The sequence below is a fragment of the Mesorhizobium sp. A556 genome (assembly GCF_054489545.1).
Genome location: NZ_JBTMXA010000014.1, coordinates 47,556 through 63,229, shown reverse-complemented (window position 1 = coordinate 63,229; position 15,674 = coordinate 47,556). Strand labels below are relative to the sequence as shown.

At 60.0% G+C, this 15,674-nt stretch carries 19 protein-coding genes; 8 read left to right on the top strand and 11 right to left on the bottom strand.

What is annotated here, in order from left to right; translation table 11 throughout:
• The first annotated feature begins 163 nt into the window (after positions 1-163).
• From ACX3P0_RS21355 to ACX3P0_RS21325, 7 genes are all read left to right on the top strand, one after another.
• On the top strand, positions 164-715 hold the full coding sequence (locus ACX3P0_RS21355; protein WP_459091696.1) for a TRAP transporter small permease: 552 nt from the start codon (positions 164-166) through the stop codon (positions 713-715).
• A complete protein-coding gene (locus ACX3P0_RS21350; protein ID WP_459091694.1) occupies positions 715-2,022 on the top strand; it encodes a TRAP transporter large permease in 1,308 nt (435 codons plus the stop codon). Before ACX3P0_RS21355 ends, ACX3P0_RS21350 begins: the two co-directional genes overlap by 1 nt.
• A gap of 141 nt (positions 2,023-2,163) precedes the next feature.
• Positions 2,164-2,952: an SDR family NAD(P)-dependent oxidoreductase gene (locus ACX3P0_RS21345; RefSeq protein ID WP_459091692.1), complete on the top strand. Its 789-nt coding sequence runs from the start codon at positions 2,164-2,166 to the stop codon at positions 2,950-2,952.
• Positions 2,953-3,500: 548 nt separating this feature from the next.
• Positions 3,501-3,713, top strand: a complete 213-nt coding sequence (locus ACX3P0_RS21340; protein WP_459091690.1) for a hypothetical protein — start codon at positions 3,501-3,503, stop codon at positions 3,711-3,713.
• Positions 3,703-4,512 (top strand): recombinase family protein, encoded by an 810-nt coding sequence (locus ACX3P0_RS21335; protein ID WP_459091688.1) that lies wholly within the window; start codon positions 3,703-3,705, stop codon positions 4,510-4,512. Before ACX3P0_RS21340 ends, ACX3P0_RS21335 begins: the two co-directional genes overlap by 11 nt.
• A 142-nt stretch (positions 4,513-4,654) precedes the next feature.
• Complete coding sequence (locus ACX3P0_RS21330) at positions 4,655-5,464, top strand: enoyl-CoA hydratase/isomerase family protein (protein WP_459091686.1); 810 nt, start codon at positions 4,655-4,657, stop codon at positions 5,462-5,464.
• Between the two features lie 158 nt (positions 5,465-5,622).
• Positions 5,623-5,802 (top strand): aldehyde dehydrogenase family protein, encoded by a 180-nt coding sequence (locus ACX3P0_RS21325; protein WP_459091684.1) that lies wholly within the window; start codon positions 5,623-5,625, stop codon positions 5,800-5,802.
• A 66-nt stretch (positions 5,803-5,868) separates the two neighbouring features.
• Here ACX3P0_RS21325 and pcaF read toward each other — a convergent pair whose 3' ends face one another.
• From pcaF to ACX3P0_RS21280, 9 genes are all read right to left on the bottom strand, one after another.
• Positions 5,869-7,074 carry a 3-oxoadipyl-CoA thiolase gene (gene pcaF / locus ACX3P0_RS21320; RefSeq protein WP_459091682.1) on the bottom strand — a complete coding sequence of 402 codons (1,206 nt, stop codon included), beginning with the start codon at positions 7,072-7,074 and terminating at the stop codon, positions 5,869-5,871.
• A 100-nt stretch (positions 7,075-7,174) separates the two neighbouring features.
• Entirely contained in the window at positions 7,175-8,110 is a 936-nt protein-coding gene (locus ACX3P0_RS21315) for an electron transfer flavoprotein subunit alpha/FixB family protein (protein ID WP_459091680.1), read from the bottom strand.
• A gap of 24 nt (positions 8,111-8,134) precedes the next feature.
• The gene (locus ACX3P0_RS21310) at positions 8,135-8,884 is read right to left on the bottom strand and encodes an electron transfer flavoprotein subunit beta/FixA family protein (RefSeq protein WP_459091678.1); all 750 of its coding nucleotides are present in this window, start codon (positions 8,882-8,884) and stop codon (positions 8,135-8,137) included.
• A 621-nt stretch (positions 8,885-9,505) separates the two neighbouring features.
• Positions 9,506-10,348 (bottom strand): enoyl-CoA hydratase/isomerase family protein, encoded by an 843-nt coding sequence (locus ACX3P0_RS21305; protein WP_459091676.1) that lies wholly within the window; start codon positions 10,346-10,348, stop codon positions 9,506-9,508.
• Positions 10,345-11,160 (bottom strand): SDR family oxidoreductase, encoded by an 816-nt coding sequence (locus tag ACX3P0_RS21300; protein ID WP_459091674.1) that lies wholly within the window; start codon positions 11,158-11,160, stop codon positions 10,345-10,347. Before ACX3P0_RS21300 ends, ACX3P0_RS21305 begins: the two co-directional genes overlap by 4 nt.
• Positions 11,161-11,203: 43 nt before the next feature.
• Positions 11,204-11,341, bottom strand: a complete 138-nt coding sequence (locus ACX3P0_RS21295; RefSeq protein WP_459091672.1) for a hypothetical protein — start codon at positions 11,339-11,341, stop codon at positions 11,204-11,206.
• Positions 11,342-11,396: 55 nt separating this feature from the next.
• The gene (locus tag ACX3P0_RS21290) at positions 11,397-12,908 is read right to left on the bottom strand and encodes a tripartite tricarboxylate transporter permease (protein ID WP_459091670.1); all 1,512 of its coding nucleotides are present in this window, start codon (positions 12,906-12,908) and stop codon (positions 11,397-11,399) included.
• Positions 12,908-13,366 carry a tripartite tricarboxylate transporter TctB family protein gene (locus ACX3P0_RS21285; RefSeq protein ID WP_459091668.1) on the bottom strand — a complete coding sequence of 153 codons (459 nt, stop codon included), beginning with the start codon at positions 13,364-13,366 and terminating at the stop codon, positions 12,908-12,910. The genes ACX3P0_RS21290 and ACX3P0_RS21285 overlap by 1 nt, the downstream gene beginning before the upstream one ends.
• Positions 13,367-13,534: 168 nt before the next feature.
• On the bottom strand, positions 13,535-13,714 hold the full coding sequence (locus tag ACX3P0_RS21280) for an SDR family oxidoreductase (RefSeq protein ID WP_459091666.1): 180 nt from the start codon (positions 13,712-13,714) through the stop codon (positions 13,535-13,537).
• A gap of 15 nt (positions 13,715-13,729) precedes the next feature.
• On the opposite strand from ACX3P0_RS21280, the gene ACX3P0_RS21275 reads away from it, so the two are divergent.
• Positions 13,730-14,215: an ABC transporter substrate-binding protein gene (locus ACX3P0_RS21275; protein WP_459091664.1), complete on the top strand. Its 486-nt coding sequence runs from the start codon at positions 13,730-13,732 to the stop codon at positions 14,213-14,215.
• A 135-nt stretch (positions 14,216-14,350) separates the two neighbouring features.
• On the opposite strand, the gene ACX3P0_RS21270 is transcribed toward ACX3P0_RS21275, so the two are convergent.
• Together ACX3P0_RS21270 and ACX3P0_RS21265 are read right to left on the bottom strand one after the other, a co-directional pair.
• Positions 14,351-15,190 (bottom strand): thioesterase family protein, encoded by an 840-nt coding sequence (locus ACX3P0_RS21270; RefSeq protein WP_459091662.1) that lies wholly within the window; start codon positions 15,188-15,190, stop codon positions 14,351-14,353.
• Positions 15,191-15,248: 58 nt separating this feature from the next.
• Positions 15,249-15,653, bottom strand: coding sequence for a Zn-ribbon domain-containing OB-fold protein (locus ACX3P0_RS21265; RefSeq protein ID WP_459091660.1), 405 nt, complete (start codon positions 15,651-15,653; stop codon positions 15,249-15,251).
• Positions 15,654-15,674 lie beyond the last annotated feature (21 nt).

The window sequence follows — 15,674 nt, the reverse complement described above, 5'->3', positions numbered from 1 at the left end:
ATTTTGTGAAGCGCACTCGCTCGTTTTACAGTTCGCTGTCCGCGCTTGAAGCGATACGCTTTCGTTTGCTGTTCTTTGGCATGAATTTTGCTGAGTTCGGGGCAGATGTCTGCACTGTTGCGTACGCGACCGGACCAAGCCAATTCGCCCTCGGGAGGGTTCAGTGGATTTTATTGACAAGACTCTATCGGCTGCCTCACGCGCCCTTATGTGGCTCGCTGCGGCCTTGATACTGGCGATGATGGTACATGTAATGGCGGACGTGCTAATGCGCGCGCTCATCAACAAGCCGGTACCAGGAACGGCAGAGATAGTGGCAAGATATTATATGGTCGCTGCCGTTTTTCTACCGCTGCCTCTGGTCGAGATACGCAATAGTGGTATCAGCGTCGATTTATTCTACTTGCGGTTCAGCGAGCCAATTCGCCGCGCGGCCATGTTTATTGCTTATGTGGGCCAGACTGCATTTTTCGGTTTCCTCGCATTCCGCTCATTCGAGGATGCCCTGAGCGCGTTCTGGAAAGGCGATTACATCGATGGACAAATCATCGTTGTCGTATGGCCCGCCGCATTCCTGCTGCCGGCCGGCTTCGGCTTAGCCGCACTCGTGAGCGTCTTACGAACCGTCCAGACTTTGACGCGAGGCGATTGGGCGGAGTTGACGGCACAACATCCAAACACGATCGAAGCGGAAGTCGCAAGGGAAGGCGTATAATGGATAGAGTCGAAATCGGCGTTGTCGGAATTATAACCGTCCTGGTCCTAATCGCGCTCAGGATGCAGGTTGGTGTGGCCTTGGGCCTGGTTGCGTTCGTCGGGACCGTCTGGCTCACGAACCTCACGGCCGCATTTGGCATCTTGAGTACCGTGCCCCACAACTTCGTGGCGCAATGGAGCCTCAGCGCGGTGCCCATGTTCCTTCTCATGGGGTACATCGCCTCTCGCGGTGGTTTGACCACTGGCCTGTTCACGAGCGCGAGAATCCTCGTAGGCCGGGTTCCAGGCGGTCTGGCGTCTGCGACAGTGATCGCTTCCGCGCTGTTCGCATCAGCTTCCGGTTCCAGCATTGCGACGTCCGCCGCCTTCTCGAAGATCGCGGTCCCCGAAATGTTAAAAGCCAACTATAAGCCAAGCCTCGCAACCGGTTCCGTCGCCGCGGCGGGCACGCTTGGATCGATGATCCCTCCCAGCATCCTGATGATCATCTATGGAATCTTTACGGGAACCTCCATCGGCGATCTGTTTATGGCAGGCGTAATTCCCGGACTTCTGACCGCAGTGATGTATATAATGATGATTACGGTTCGAACCTGGCTCAACCCCGCGCTTGGGCCTATCAGCAATCGTGTCTATTCGCGCGCCGAATTCTGGGTGGCCATTCGGGATATATGGCCGCTTCCAATTCTGATCCTCGGCGTGATGGGCGGCATTTTCACCGGGGTATTCACGCCAACCGAGTCAGGTGCGGTCGGTGCAGTTCTGGCAATTCTCATTGCGATCGCCCGCGGGTCGATGTCGCGGAAAGCATTGATCGAAGCCCTAATCGACACGGCGGAAGGAACCAGCACGGTCCTCTTGATTGCGGTGGGTGCGGTGATGTTCTCCGTGTTTCTCGGCCTCACAACACTACCAATGGTCCTCGCCGACTACATGCTCTCTGTTGTCGATTCCCCGCTTGCAGTGATCGCCGTGATCGCCGTGCTTTACATCATTCTGGGAATGTTCGTGGAGAGCACTGCGATCATGCTGCTGACTATCCCGGTTTTCATGCCTATCCTCGAGGGCCTAGATATCAACATGGTGTGGTTCGGCATCCTTACCATCAAGCTTCTGGAAATCGGCATGATCACCCCCCCTGTTGGGATGAACTGCTTCGTCATCAAAAGCGCCTTGGGTTCCAGCGTTTCTCTGTCGCAAGTATTTAGGGGAGCTAGCTGGTTCGTGCTGACCGATGTCGTCACGCTGACCATCATTGTCTTGTTCCCGGCACTAGCGCTCTACCTGCCGGCCCTGATGAGGTAGCGGCCCCATTTCTGGACAAGCAGCCATCGGAGCTCGCCCGTCACCATCAATCTGGCAGAACGAAGCAACACGCCCGCCCGCCCCGGGCCTGTTTTGTGCCAAGCATCAGGAGCGGGCGAACGGTCCGCGAAAGGATTTAAGATGAGGTTCGAGAACAAGGTAGTTGTCGTCACCGGAGCGGCTCGCGGTATCGGGTTCGCCGTAGCAAAGGGGGCGGCGGCCGAAGGCGCCTTGGTTGCGATTTGTGATCTGGATCAAGCATTAGCGGACGCGGCGGTGGATGCCATCCGCTCGCAAGGCAGTCAGGCCATTAGCGTGATTGGTGATGTCAGCGATTTCGCCACCGTCAAGGCGAACGCGGCCGAAATCCTGGCTGCTTTTGGCCGTATCGACGTGCTGGTCAACAATGCAGGCAAGCAGGTGACAATGCCATCGACGGACATGCCAGAACAGCATTGGCGCAGGGAACTGGACATAAACCTCACCGGACACTTCTTCTGGGCCCAGACTGTCGCCGTGGCATCCATGATTCCGAACCGAAAAGGCTCAATCGTCAATGTAAGTTCCGGCGCTGGGCTCGCCGCGATGCCGAATAGTGCATCCTATGTTTCAGCCAAGCACGGATTAGTGGGACTCACCAAGTCACTCGCTATCGACTGGGGACAATACAACATACGGGTCAACTGCGTAGCGCCGGGCTTCACATGGACGGACCTTGCTCGTTCAGTGATGGAGAGGAACCCAGAGATGATGAGCCAGCGTGTCGCGCGCATTCCTCTGAACCGGGGGGCACAACCCGAGGATGCCGCCAAGGCAATCCTGTTCCTGGCGTCCGACGAGTCGGACTCAACTACCGGCATCACACTCTCGGTTGATGGCGGCAATCTCGCGCTGGGTTCCGGTTATACAGCGCCAAAGGCTGAGCTGTAGCCGGCAGTGGCATCCCCCTCGGCCGGCCGTAATGTCAATCACCACGGAATCGGGACCCTGGTTTGGAGTGCGCCCTGAGGGTGGACACTGATCAAGCTGCTGTTTTGTCAGTCTGCCGGATGTGTTAATCTTCGAACTGCTGCGGGCTCAGATATCCGAGCGCGGAATGAAGCCTGCGTTTGTTGTAAAACCGAACGACAGAACCCCCGACGTTACCGAGGCCGCCGACGAGCGGACGGTTTCGCATGCATGGCATCCCTGGGCTGGCAAGACAATCTGCGTTCACAACATTTTGGAGAAAGCGGACGGCGCGGTTGTTCGATGCGGCAAGGCGGGTCAACAAGGCGGCCGCCTTCTGGAAATTCCGGTGTGGATGCTCGATGCCTCCGCCTGTTTGACGATGCATTTCGCGCCGGGTCCTGTGGGGGACCTTCGCGCTATCGCCGCACTCCGGCTTCTCCTTTCGAATGTCAGCGCCTGTGCCACACCGTGTGAGAATATCTGGAGCCTGACGGTAACTTCTCCCGACGAGAATCGTGGAGATCGCCATGGGACGCCACCGCCACTTTCAGACCAAAATTCCGAATCGCCAGTTCGAGTTATTCGAGATGGAGCCGCCGACCGGGTTTCCTCCGACGCCGGACTGGAGCGAGCTACCGACGGCGACGCGGCAAAAACTGACCAGCCTGATGGCTCGCCTGTTCGCCGATCACGCCGGCGGTCAAACCGACGACCCTCGGGAGAACGCTTATGAACTCTAAGAAGATCGGCGCCCAGCATCTGGCACGCAAGGCAGTTCTCTATGTCCGGCAATCCTTCGCGCACCAGGTTCCGCACAATCGCGAAAGCCGGGCGCTGCAGTACGCGATGCGCGGCCGCCTCACTCAACTCGGTTGGTCAGAGATTGACATCATCCACGGGGATCTCGGCCGCTCGGCGGCCGGCGGCGTCACCCGACCCGGTTTCGAGCGGAAGGTGGCCGCGCGGGAGGTCTCGCGCTTTGCCCGTAACAGCCACGACTGGCAACAGCTTGTCGAGATGTGCCGTGTGGTCGACACGCTCCTGATCGACCAGGAAACCGTCTACGCGCCGCGACTGGGTAACGACCGTCTGCTGCTGGGTCTTAAGGGCAGCCTCAATGAGTACGAACTCGATCTCCTGCGCCAGCGTTCGCTCGCGGCTCGTCATGCGAAAGCTCTGCGTGGAGAACTTGTCGTCGCGGCCCCGGTCGGGTTCGTCAAGGTAGGCGACCGGCTGGAAAAGGACCCCGATCGCCGTGGCAGGAGGCGATCCGACTTGTCTTCGATAAAGTGGCCGAGATCGGCAGCGCCCGTCAGGCGCTCCTCTGGTTCCTCGAGTGCGGGCTCGACCTTCCTGCCAGATGCACCGACGGAAGCATCGTCTGGCGTCGCCCGCGCTATTCGACCCTCCATCAGATCATCGATAATCCCGCCTATGGCGGTGCCTAGCCCCGGACCCAGACATCTTGATGGCCATATCCTATGGTTCCAGGACGGTAACCACCGACAGCGGGAGGATCGAGATCGGGGTGCCGCGTGACGGGCGGGGAGCTACGATCTGCAGTTGATCGCCAATATCAGCGTCGCTTCTCCGTGTCCGGCATGGACTTTGCGGAGAGAGATAGAGATGCATCTAATCCGATGCCGCTATTAACCCCAGCCACTTTTCGAGGAGGGAAGACATGACAGACCGTTACGCACGATACGAACGACTCGCATTCGACAATCCGGCCACAGGGGTGTTGCGCATTACGATGCGCTCACCGTTGAAGATGGGGGCAATGGATGCCCAAATGCACCGCGAGGTTTCCGAGATTTGGCGGGATATCGACGCCGACGATAATGTAAATGTCGTTATTTTCACTGGCGACGGCAAGACGTTCTCGGCGGGTGGCGATCTAAAACATGAACGCAAGGTCTGCGACGACTATGCACTGAGAATGCGAGCTATGAAGGAGTCTCGAGACCTCGTCACAAATATGCTTGACTGCCGCAAACCAATTGTTACGGCAGTTCGAGGTTGGGCTGTGGGCGCAGGATTAGCAACGGTACTGCTAGCCGATATATCCGTCGTATCAAAAGATGCCAATTTTTCAGATGGCCATCAGAAGATCGGAGTCGCGGCAGGAGACCATGCGGCCATTATCTGGCCTCTGCTGTGTGGCATGGCCAAGGCCAAGTATTATCTCTTGACCGCTCAGAGTTTCACCGGCGAAGAAGCTGAACGGATGAACCTTGTTTCCCTTGCTGTGCCGGACGAAGAGGTCGAGGCTCGCGCCGTGGAGATTGCCTCTCGTCTCGCTCAAGGCGCCCCCACCGCGCAGCGCTGGACGAAAATGATGCTGAACCACTGGATCAAGCAAGCCCTGCCAATCTTCGATGCGTCGCTGGCGTTTGAATTCATCGGGTTTGCAGGCCCTGAAGGTAGGGAGGGAATCGACGCCTTCCTGGAAAAGCGAGCCCCGTCCTTCGACCAGAAGTGTCCATTTTGAAATATTGCGCGTGCTCCTGGAACGGAGCGTCTCTCGCGTAATCAAAAGCAGGATGAACCGGACCGGCCGTCGCGTACAAATTGCACGTGGCGGCCGGTCCTTTTGAGCAGATCGGAGGCTATCCGCCCTGCTCGTCATCCTCCAGACAGCCCTAAACAATGGACCTGGATGGCCTACCGGAAACGAGCCCGGTGTTCATTCCAAGGCAAAACACCCAGCTTCGGCTTCGGCCTCCGAGTGTCTTCAGTGAGGTCACTCAAGACATGAGTGTCGTCCGCGAGGAGATTTTTCGGCCAATCCTTTCGATCTCGCGGTGGTCAAAGCTTGACAAGACTTGATCACCGCCAAACGCGTGCAGTCCGGGGCTCGCGCAGATCATCGACATGAAACGCTAGGGTCAGGGCCTATGCCTCGAGGGCAATCGCAATCCCCTGACCGACGCCAATACACATGGTTGCAAGCGCCCGCCGCCCGCCGCGTTCCTTCAGCTCCAGCGCCGCCGTCCCGGCGATGCGCGCGCCCGACATGCCGAGCGGATGGCCAAGCGCGATGGCGCCGCCGTTCGGGTTCACGTGCCCCGCGTCCTCGGCGATGCCGAGTTCGCGGAGCACGGCGATGCCTTGGGAGGCAAATGCTTCATTGAGTTCGATGACATCGAAGTCGGACGGTTTCACGCCGAGCCTTATGCAAAGCTTCTGGGTTGCGGGCGCGGGACCCATGCCCATGATGCGCGGCTCGACACCGGCGGTGGCGAGACCAAGAATGCGTGCGAGCGGCGTCAGGCCATATTTCCGCATCGCCGCCTCAGAGGCCACGACCAGAGCCGCCGCGCCATCGTTGACCCCGGAGGCATTGCCGGCCGTCACCGTTCCACCTTCCTTGCGGAAGGGTGTCGAGAGCTTGGCCAGTGTCTCGATCGTGGTGCCGGCGCGTGGATGCTCGTCTCTATCCACGACGATCGGATCGCCCTTGCGCTGCGGGATCGTCACCGCCACGATTTCCTTCGCCAGCCGGCCGTTTGCTTGCGCAGCAACCGCCTTGGCCTGGCTTCGAACGGCGAAAGCGTCCTGATCGGCGCGGCAGATCCGGAAATCGGCAGCGACGTTCTCCGCCGTCTCCGGCATGGAATCGACGCCGTACTGCGTCTTCATCAGCGCGTTGATGAAGCGCCAACCAATGGTGGTATCGTGAATTTCGGCTTTGCGGGAAAATGCCTCGGTGGCCTTCGGCATGACGAAAGGCGCGCGGCTCATCGATTCTACGCCCCCGGCAATCATGAGTTCGGCCTCACCCGCCTTGATGGCTCTCGCGGCGATCCCGAGGGCATCCATTCCGGAGCCGCACAATCGATTGACGGTCGTGCCGGGCGTCGTGACGGGCAGGCCGGCGAGCAGAAGGGCCATGCGTGCTACGTTGCGGTTATCCTCGCCGGCCTGGTTGGCGCACCCGAAAACGACGTCATCGACAGCAGCCCAGTCGATGCCGGGATTGCGGTCCATCAGCGCTTTCAGCGGGACGGCGCCCAGGTCGTCCGCCCTGATCGACGATAAAGAGCCGCCGAACCGGCCGATCGGGGTCCGGATATAGTCGCAAATGAACGCTTCAGGCATGTATCCATCCTTGTCCGCATGGGGTTTTATTTCATCAGGTGGCCGCAAAAGGCTAAGCCTTGGAAACTGCTTTACAGTCTGTGAGAAACCGCATTCGCTATCATTTGGCGAGAGACTTTTCGAACTCCGGCAGGACGGTGAAGAGGTCGCCGACAATGCCGTAGTCGGCGACCTGGAAGATCGGCGCTTCCTCGTCCTTGTTGATGGCGACGATGACCTTTGAGTCCTTCATGCCGGCAAGATGCTGGATCGCCCCCGAGATGCCGCAAGCGATGTAAAGGTCCGGCGCGACCACCTTGCCGGTTTGGCCGACCTGCCAGTCGTTCGGCGCATAGCCGGCGTCAACGGCGGCACGCGAAGCACCGACGGCGGCACCGAGCTTGTCGGCGACAGGCAGGATGACTTCCTGGAACTTTTCGGCCGAGCCGAGCGCGCGGCCACCCGAAATGATGATCCTCGCCGAGGTCAGTTCAGGGCGGTCGGTCTCGGAGAGCTTGTTTTCGATGAAGGTCGAAAGGCCGGGATTGCTTGCCGGCTTGACGGTTTCGACCGATGCGGAGCCGCCTTCGGGCGCTGCCTGGAAGGAAGCGGTGCGCACGGTGATCACCTTCCAAGCTCCTGTGACCTGCACCGTCTGGATGGCGTTGCCGGCATAGATTGGCCGCTTGAAGGTGTCGGGCGAGACCACCTCTATGATCTCCGACACCTGCGCCACGTCGAGCAACGCCGCCACGCGCGGCGATACGTTCTTGCCTGTTGAAGTCGCGGCGGCAACGATGGTGTCGTAGATGCCCGCGAGCGATAGGATTGTCAGTGCAAGCGGCTCGGCCAGGCGTTCCGCCAGTTCATCGGCCTCGGCAAGAAGCACCTTGGTGACGCCCTTGAGCTTGGCAGCGGCAGCGGCCGCAGCCTTCGCGCCCTTGCCCGCGACCAGCACATGCACGTCGGAGCCGATCTGGAGGGCGGCCGACAGCGCCTTGGCGGTCTGGTCGGAAAGGGTGGCGTTGTCGTGTTCGGCAATCAGAAGAATAGCCATGTTTTTATCTCCTATCCCTGCTGACTAAAGCACGCCGGCTTCGTTGCGCAGCTTGTCGACCAGTTCGGCGACGCTCTTGACCTTGACGCCTGCCTTGCGACCGCTCGGCTCCTCGGTCTTCAAGATCTTGAGGCGCGGTGTCACGTCGGCGCCGAAATCGGCGGGCGACTTCTCGTCCAGCGGTTTCTTCTTGGCCTTCATGATGTTGGGCAGCGAGGCATAGCGCGGCTGGTTGAGACGAAGATCGGCGGTGATGATGGCCGGCATTGTCAACTCCAGGGCCTGCAGGCCGCCATCGACTTCGCGCGTCACCTTGGCCTTGTCGCCGGCAAGCTCGATCTTGGAGGCAAACGTGCCCTGCGCCCAGCCGAGCAGCGCCGCCAGCATCTGGCCGGTCTGGTTGGAATCGTCGTCGATTGCCTGCCTGCCGAGGATGACGAGGCCGGGCTGTTCCGCCTCGACCACGCCCTTCAGCACCTTGGCGATACCGAGCGGCTCGGTCTGCTCGTCGGTCTTGACCAGGATGGCGCGGTCGGCGCCCATGGCGAGGGCTGTACGCAGGGTTTCCTGCGCCTGCTGCGGGCCGACCGAGACGACGATGATTTCCTCGACCTTGCCGGCTTCCTTGAGCCGGATCGCTTCTTCGACCGCGATCTCGTCGAACGGATTCATCGCCATCTTGACGTTGGCATGTTCCACCGCCGATCCATCGGCCTTCACGCGGACCTTCACGTTCGCATCGACAACCCGCTTAACAGGGACGAGAACTTTCATGGCAGGCCTAGACTCCTTTCCCGATGTTTCTTGAACTCGGCATCCTTTCGTCCGCTGGATAGAGTAGCGGTTTGCGCCGACACATATGAACGTGCTCGCCGAGTCGCCATTGGCGGCCCCAGCGGCGTGGCGCTTTTGAATCATTGAAGAAGCGCCGCCTACCGCTATGGATTTCCCATACCGCGTCCGCGCAACCAGCCCGTTCGGGCCTCGTTCTCCCACGTGTGCGAAGTGGCCTGACGATGTCGCTCTCGTTCACTCCGACGATCACTGCACACCTGCGTACAATCATTTCCGAACCCGATGTCTGGGATAGCATCAAATCGACACATCTCAGGGGCGATACACATCCGTTGTTTCGCAAGTGTCGTGCCATATCCGGCACTCGAGGCACCGGATGCACAGAAAACGAGGCGGCTTTGTAAAGAGCGTTACCGGATTGCTCCGTGTTGCGGGCCTCCAACGATCACAGCTCAGCGACCAGCATTTTACAACGCTCGCGAAAGAAGCGACCCGATTCTTCGAGCATCGCTGCACGTCGCTGGCGACGCCTGCGCCTCTGTGATCAAACCATTTCGGGAGTTCTTTCAAGTGGCAGACCATACGATCAGATGCGAAACTCTAACGCTCCGCTCCGTCATAAGATGACATACCGTCATGGGAACCACTGAGCAGTGCGGCTTCGGCGAACCGGGCAGGCCGTTTTTCCTTGAGCGCGGCCAACCCCTCACGGAACTCCGAACTGGATTGGGCCAGAACTTGCGCAAGATTCTCGTAATTCATCATCTCCTCAATACTGCTTTCGAACGATTTCAGCATGATTGTCTTGGCTAGACCCATCACTTGGGCTGGCCCCTCGGCGTATTGGTGCGCCAGCGCCAGGCCCTGGGCGTCGACCTCTTCGTCATCGACTACCTTGGCGACGACGCCGTTTTCGAATGCATCAGCAGCCGTCCAGGTTGCATTGGCATAGAAGAAGTTGCGCGCCTTGGCGAGGCCAACCAGCCGAGGCAGGGTGAACAAGGTCAGACAGTCCGGCACCACGCCGAGGCGGAAGAACCCGGCCATGAATTGCGCATTGCGCGAGGCGACGATAGTGTCGGCCATCAGCGCCAGGCCGAACCCGCCGCCGACGGCCATTCCGCGCACGCCGCAGACTACCGGCCTGTCAAGCGTCATCAGCGGAGGAAACAATGTGCCGGCATGCCTGAACCGCCGATGCGCCGGCCAGGGATCGCCACCATCCGACAGCATGCGCAGATCCCCCCCGGCGCAGAACGTCTTGCCCTTTCCCGTCAGGTAAACGCTACGGATCGAATAGTCGTCCTGTATCTCGCGGACCACGTCGCGCAGCGAGAACCTGATCTCGCGCGTCAGGGAATTGCGGGCCGTCTCGTTGGCGAGACGAATGATGAGGACACCGCCCTGCCGTTCGGTTTCGAGATGAGGGTACTGCTTGATCATGATGCTTCGGGCCTTTCAGGAACAGACGAAATCGCTCTGCCGCGGCCTCGTTGGCGGCCACCATCGACGACCAGGTCGGTGCCGCTGATGTATGAACCAGCATCCGAGCAGAGGAAAAGGGCCGCATTTGCGATGTCTATAACGCTGCCAAAGCGCCCGAGCGGAACACTCGACAGTTCATTAGCAGCCAGGCTGGCGCCCTCATAGATGCGCTTGACGCCTTCCGTATCGCCGATCGGACCGGGCGCGATTGTATTGCAGCATATGCCGTCGGCGCCCCATTCGGCGGCGAGCGTCCTCATCAGCGACATGATACCGGCTTTCGCCGCAGCGGCATGGGCGCAGCCTGGCCATCCTTCCATGGCCCGCATGGTCGAAATCGCGATGAGGCGGCCGCCATGGGGCGAAGCCTTGAGCGCATGGTAGGCCGCTTTGGCGCAGTAGAACGTACCGTTGAGATCGATGTCGATGACAGTTTTCCAGGCATTGACCGACATTTCATGCGTTGGAACCACGAAATTGCCCGCCGCATTCGCGACCATGACGTCCAACCCACCGAAGGTTTCGATCGCAGCCGCAACAGCCCCGCGGACCTCGTCGAAGGAGCGCACATCGGTCTGGCAGGCAAGCGCCCTGCCGCCGGCAGTTTCGATCTCGCGCACGACCGCTTCCAGCTTTTCCAAGCTGCGGCTGGCAACGACGACGCTCGCCCCAGTCCGCGCCAGGGCCTTGGCGATACCAAGCCCGATCCCGGAACCGCCACCGGTGACGAGCGCGACGCGGCCGGAAAGCGCTTGCGATGCCGTTGTCATTCGCGATCTCCGGCTTCGCGGCCGGCAGCGCGCCGGTTCGCGATCATTTCCGATCCGATGCCGGCAAAGGCATTGTCGACTTCAGCAAAGGCGACAGGCACTTGGCTTGCATATCAATTTCCTGCGCCTTGTTGAGCATTCGCCTGCAAATCGATGTTGGTACGTGGATAAGTTCGTTCATTGTCGCTGTCCGGTTCCTCCCGACCGCAACCCTGGCGACACGGTGTCGAGAGGTGTTACCGAGATTCCTCTTCCTTGAATACCTGCTCGCGCTTGCGCCGCAGCGAGGGGGCCGCGATTGCTACCAACAATATCAGCGCCATTATCAGCAACGTGGCGGAGAGTGGCCGTGTCAGGAAAACCAACGGATCCCCGCGCGAAAGCACCATGGCACGTCGTAGGTTTTCCTCCATCATCGGTCCAAGTACGAAACCGAGGAGCAACGGTGCCGGCTCACACCGCAACTTCTGGAAGATGTAGCCGATGACGCCGAACAGGGCCGTTATGTATATGTCGAAGACACTGTTTTGTATGCTGAACGAGCCAATGGCGCAGAACAACAGGATTGCCGGATACAGCACCTTATAAGGAACCTGAAGAAATTTGATCCACATTCCGATCAAGGGAAGGTTCAGGACGACCAACATGGCGTTACCGATCCACATCGAGGCGACAAGGCCCCAGAACAGCGCGGGGTCGGAAGTGATGACCTGCGGGCCGGGCTGGATGTTGTGGATCGACATGGCGCCGATCATCAGCGCCATGGTGACGTTGGATGGCAGGCCAAGCGTCAGCATCGGTATGAAAGACGTCTGCGCGCCGGCATTGTTGGCAGCCTCGGGACCAGCCACGCCGGCGATCTCGCCACGGCCGAACCCGCCGGGATTCTTGGAAACCTTTTTCTCTACCGCATAGGAAGCGAAGGACGAGAGCAGCGTTCCACCTCCCGGCAATACGCCGAGGATCGATCCGATCGCGGTTCCCCGCAATGCCGCTGGAGCGGCCTGTCGAAATTCCTCCTTGCTCAACCAGAGTCCTTTGACCTTGGAGAGGAAGACGTCTCGCTTCTCCTGGTTTTCCAGATTGATCATGATCTCTGACAGCGCAAAGGCGCCCATCGAAACAGCGATGATGCTGATGCCGTCGGTAAGTTCAGGAATGCCATAGGTGAAGCGGCCAACGCCGCTATTGACGTCGGTGCCTACCAGGCCAAGCAGCAGACCAAGGACGATCATCGCGATCGCCTTTGGAAGCGAGCCCTGCGCCAGCACAACGGCTCCGATCAGACCGAGCACCATGAGCGAGAAGTACTCGGCCGAACCGAACTGCAGCGCGACCTTGGTCAGCAGCGGGGCGAACCCCGCTATGAGTATCGTCGCCACCGTACCCGCGAAGAACGACGCCAGCGCCGCGGTCGCCAAGGCCGCGCCCGCGCGCCCCTGCCGGGCCATCTGATAGCCGTCGAGACAGGTAACCGCCGAAGACACCTCGCCTGGAAGGTTCACCAGGATCGCCGTGGTAGACCCGCCATACTGGGCGCCGTAGTAAATTCCAGCGAGCATGATGAGGGCTGCGACTGGGGTGAGAGCATAGGTTAGCGGCAGCAGCATCGCGATCGTCGTAACCGGCCCCAGCCCTGGCAGGACACCGATCGCCGTCCCCAGAAAAACACCGACGAAGCAATAGAAAAGATTGTTCAGGGATAGTGCCGTCTGAAACCCGAGGGCCAGGTGATCGAAGAGTTCCATCATCGGATCCTCGGCCAGATCGGCATCGGCAACCCGAGGCCAACGACGAACATGAGATAGCAGGCCACGATCATGACGATCGCTGTCAGAACGGCGTATCTCCAGTGGAACTCCTTGCTGGCGAGCGCACTCAGCACGATAAGCATGAACGAGGAGACTAGGAGCCCGAGGGGAACAAGAAAAGTGCCGAACAGCGCGACCGCGCCGGTGACGAGACCAACCGGACGCAGGTTGATCGTCTCGAGCGCGTCTTCCTCCTCGCCGGTGGTGCTGGCTGCGAGCACGATCAGACCCAAAACCGCGAGTAGGAGCCCAAGGACCATAGGAAAATACCCCGGCCCCATCGAGCCGGCCGAGCCCAGTCGATAACGTAGCGACAGGAGCGTGAACGCAACTCCGAGAATGGTGAACATCAGCCCTGCCAGGAAATCCACCTGGCTCTTGATCCTTAGTGTCATTAGCTCCTCCCATGGCGCTATGCGGTGACGGCGACGTTGCGCTCCTACCGTGACGGGTAGCAGCAAACGCCGTGCCAACTGCGCATTCAAAGTGGGATTACTTGATGGAAAACGGGACTCAGTCGCCCGCATTCACGAGCCACAGCGGCTGTGGAGACGCTGATCCGTTCAGGCTCTTGTTGAGCGGGGTGCCGAATATCCCGACGAGAGCGCAAGGGTTCCGCCGTCCACCGCCAGCGCCTGTCCGGTGATCGAAGCGGCGTCGTCGGAGGCCAAAAACAGGATCGCCTTCGCGAGACCGATGACAGGCGGCGGCGCTGCCTGGGGCCTGGCCCGCAAAGCCGGCACAGAGTTCGAAGCCGCGTGGGCGAACGCTCATGGCGGCGTGCAGGCGGGCGACAAGAGTGCAATGTCGTGGTGTTGACCTATGACGCCCAGTCGGCGGCGGCCGGAGCCGCGGCGGCGTCGAATTATTTGGCGTCGGAGGGCGTCCACACCATCGTTGGCCCCGTCTCTTCCCCGGAAGTCGCAGGCTTCAATACAATTGCCAAGCGGAATTCGCAGGTCAGCTTCTCGAGTTCCTACTCGCAGGAAACCATCTCGCCGGACTTCCCGTTGGCTTTCGCAGACGGCCTTGATCCGACCGTTTGGGGTCCTGCCTTCATCAAGGCGGCGAAGGATCGCTTCGGCTTCAAGTCGGTTGTCATCCTCGGGCCTAATGACCAAGCTGGCACCGATCAGGATGCCGAGAAAATCGCGGCAGAACTGCGCGAAACAACGCGGAATCATGCTATCTTGGCAAAGCCGGATGGCGCGGAAAGACCCAGCTCGGCATCAACCAGCAGTTGATCTTCCCGATCGGGCTGAGCGTCATTGAAGACGGCGAAATGCAGCCGCATCTCAAGATAGAAATCGCGACGGAATAATCGCCCGACAAACAAGGCGCCTGATTCTCCGCGCGCCCTGTTTTGACGTCGACGAAAATCAGGCGGGCTGAAGAAATTGGAGAAAATCCGGCAAGGCCACAGCGCGCCGCGCCGTTGAATTAACGACTACAAGAACCTGCTGGACCGACGCGACAGGCGCACCGGTCTGCGTGCAGACCACATGCCGCAGGGACAGTGCCTTCGAACCGATCGGCGATATCCAGGATCGGGACCTCAACGCGTCGCCTGGGCGGCAATCGCCATGGCGCGTGACCTTAACCTCAACGCCCATATGGGTACAAGCTGAGGTTGCTCTCCACTCTGACGACAGACCTATCGAATGGAGCATATGAAGCGACGACAAGGTACAGAAAGCGAAGAGCTCGTGCATCATCAACTGCCCGGTGTGATCCACTTCATCCGGTCGCACGATGCCGAGTTGCGCTTCCAGGCCCGCAGCATCGGGACTCTTTTTGTCATTTGATGAATGGGGCGTCGCGGCCAGCCCGCGGGGCAGTGCGAGCGCCATCCCGACCGGCTGCTCCCAACGAGGCGTCGAACCTGTGATGTCGTAGCCTGGCCTATCAAGCGCCGTCGCGCACAGCACACCGTCGGATTTCAGGAGGTGCACGATGGCCCCGTCATACTCTCCGCCCAAGACCAGAGTGGAATCGATCGTGTAGATCTTGCTGACCAGAAGCTCGCGGTGAAACCTGAGGTGGCGCAACACGGCGGTGGACGCCCCAGGATTCCTTCCGCTTACCAGGATCGCGAATGCTTCGGACGCATCTTGGAAAGCGCGAATGTAGAAGCCAAGGTTCAGATGTTCGTTCTCATCGCACTCCCAGGTGCGGACCACGCCGATATAGGTTCGCTGTGGCTTGCCGGATGTCGTCATGGATGATCCCCCCGTCTTCATTGCATCGGCAGGCGTCACGGGGCTGGAGACCGCTCCACTACCTTGCGCGAACCCTGCGGAATTGGGGCAAGACGTCGCCTGCCTCGTTTGCTACGAACTCGACCTTGACGGGGTCGCCGATATTCACATCGAGCGCGTCCTCGCCCATCAGGTTGGTAATCATCCGCGGACCTTCGCGCGTGCGGATGGCGGCCGCCACATAGGGAACCTTGTCGCGGAAGGACGAAATCGGCGCCCGGCGCACCACGGTGAAGCTCTCAACCGTACCCTCGCCGCGGCAGTCGATCCATTCCAGTTCGGCTTCCCAGCACGTGGCGCAGTGATGGCGTGGCGGAAACTGTATGGCCTCGCACTGCCGGCACTTCTGGAAGCGAAGCTTGCCGTTAGCAGCGCCCTCCCAGTATTCCTTGCCGTCCGCGTTCTGCAAATTGAGCGAAACCATGCGCTTTATTCCCGAATGTCT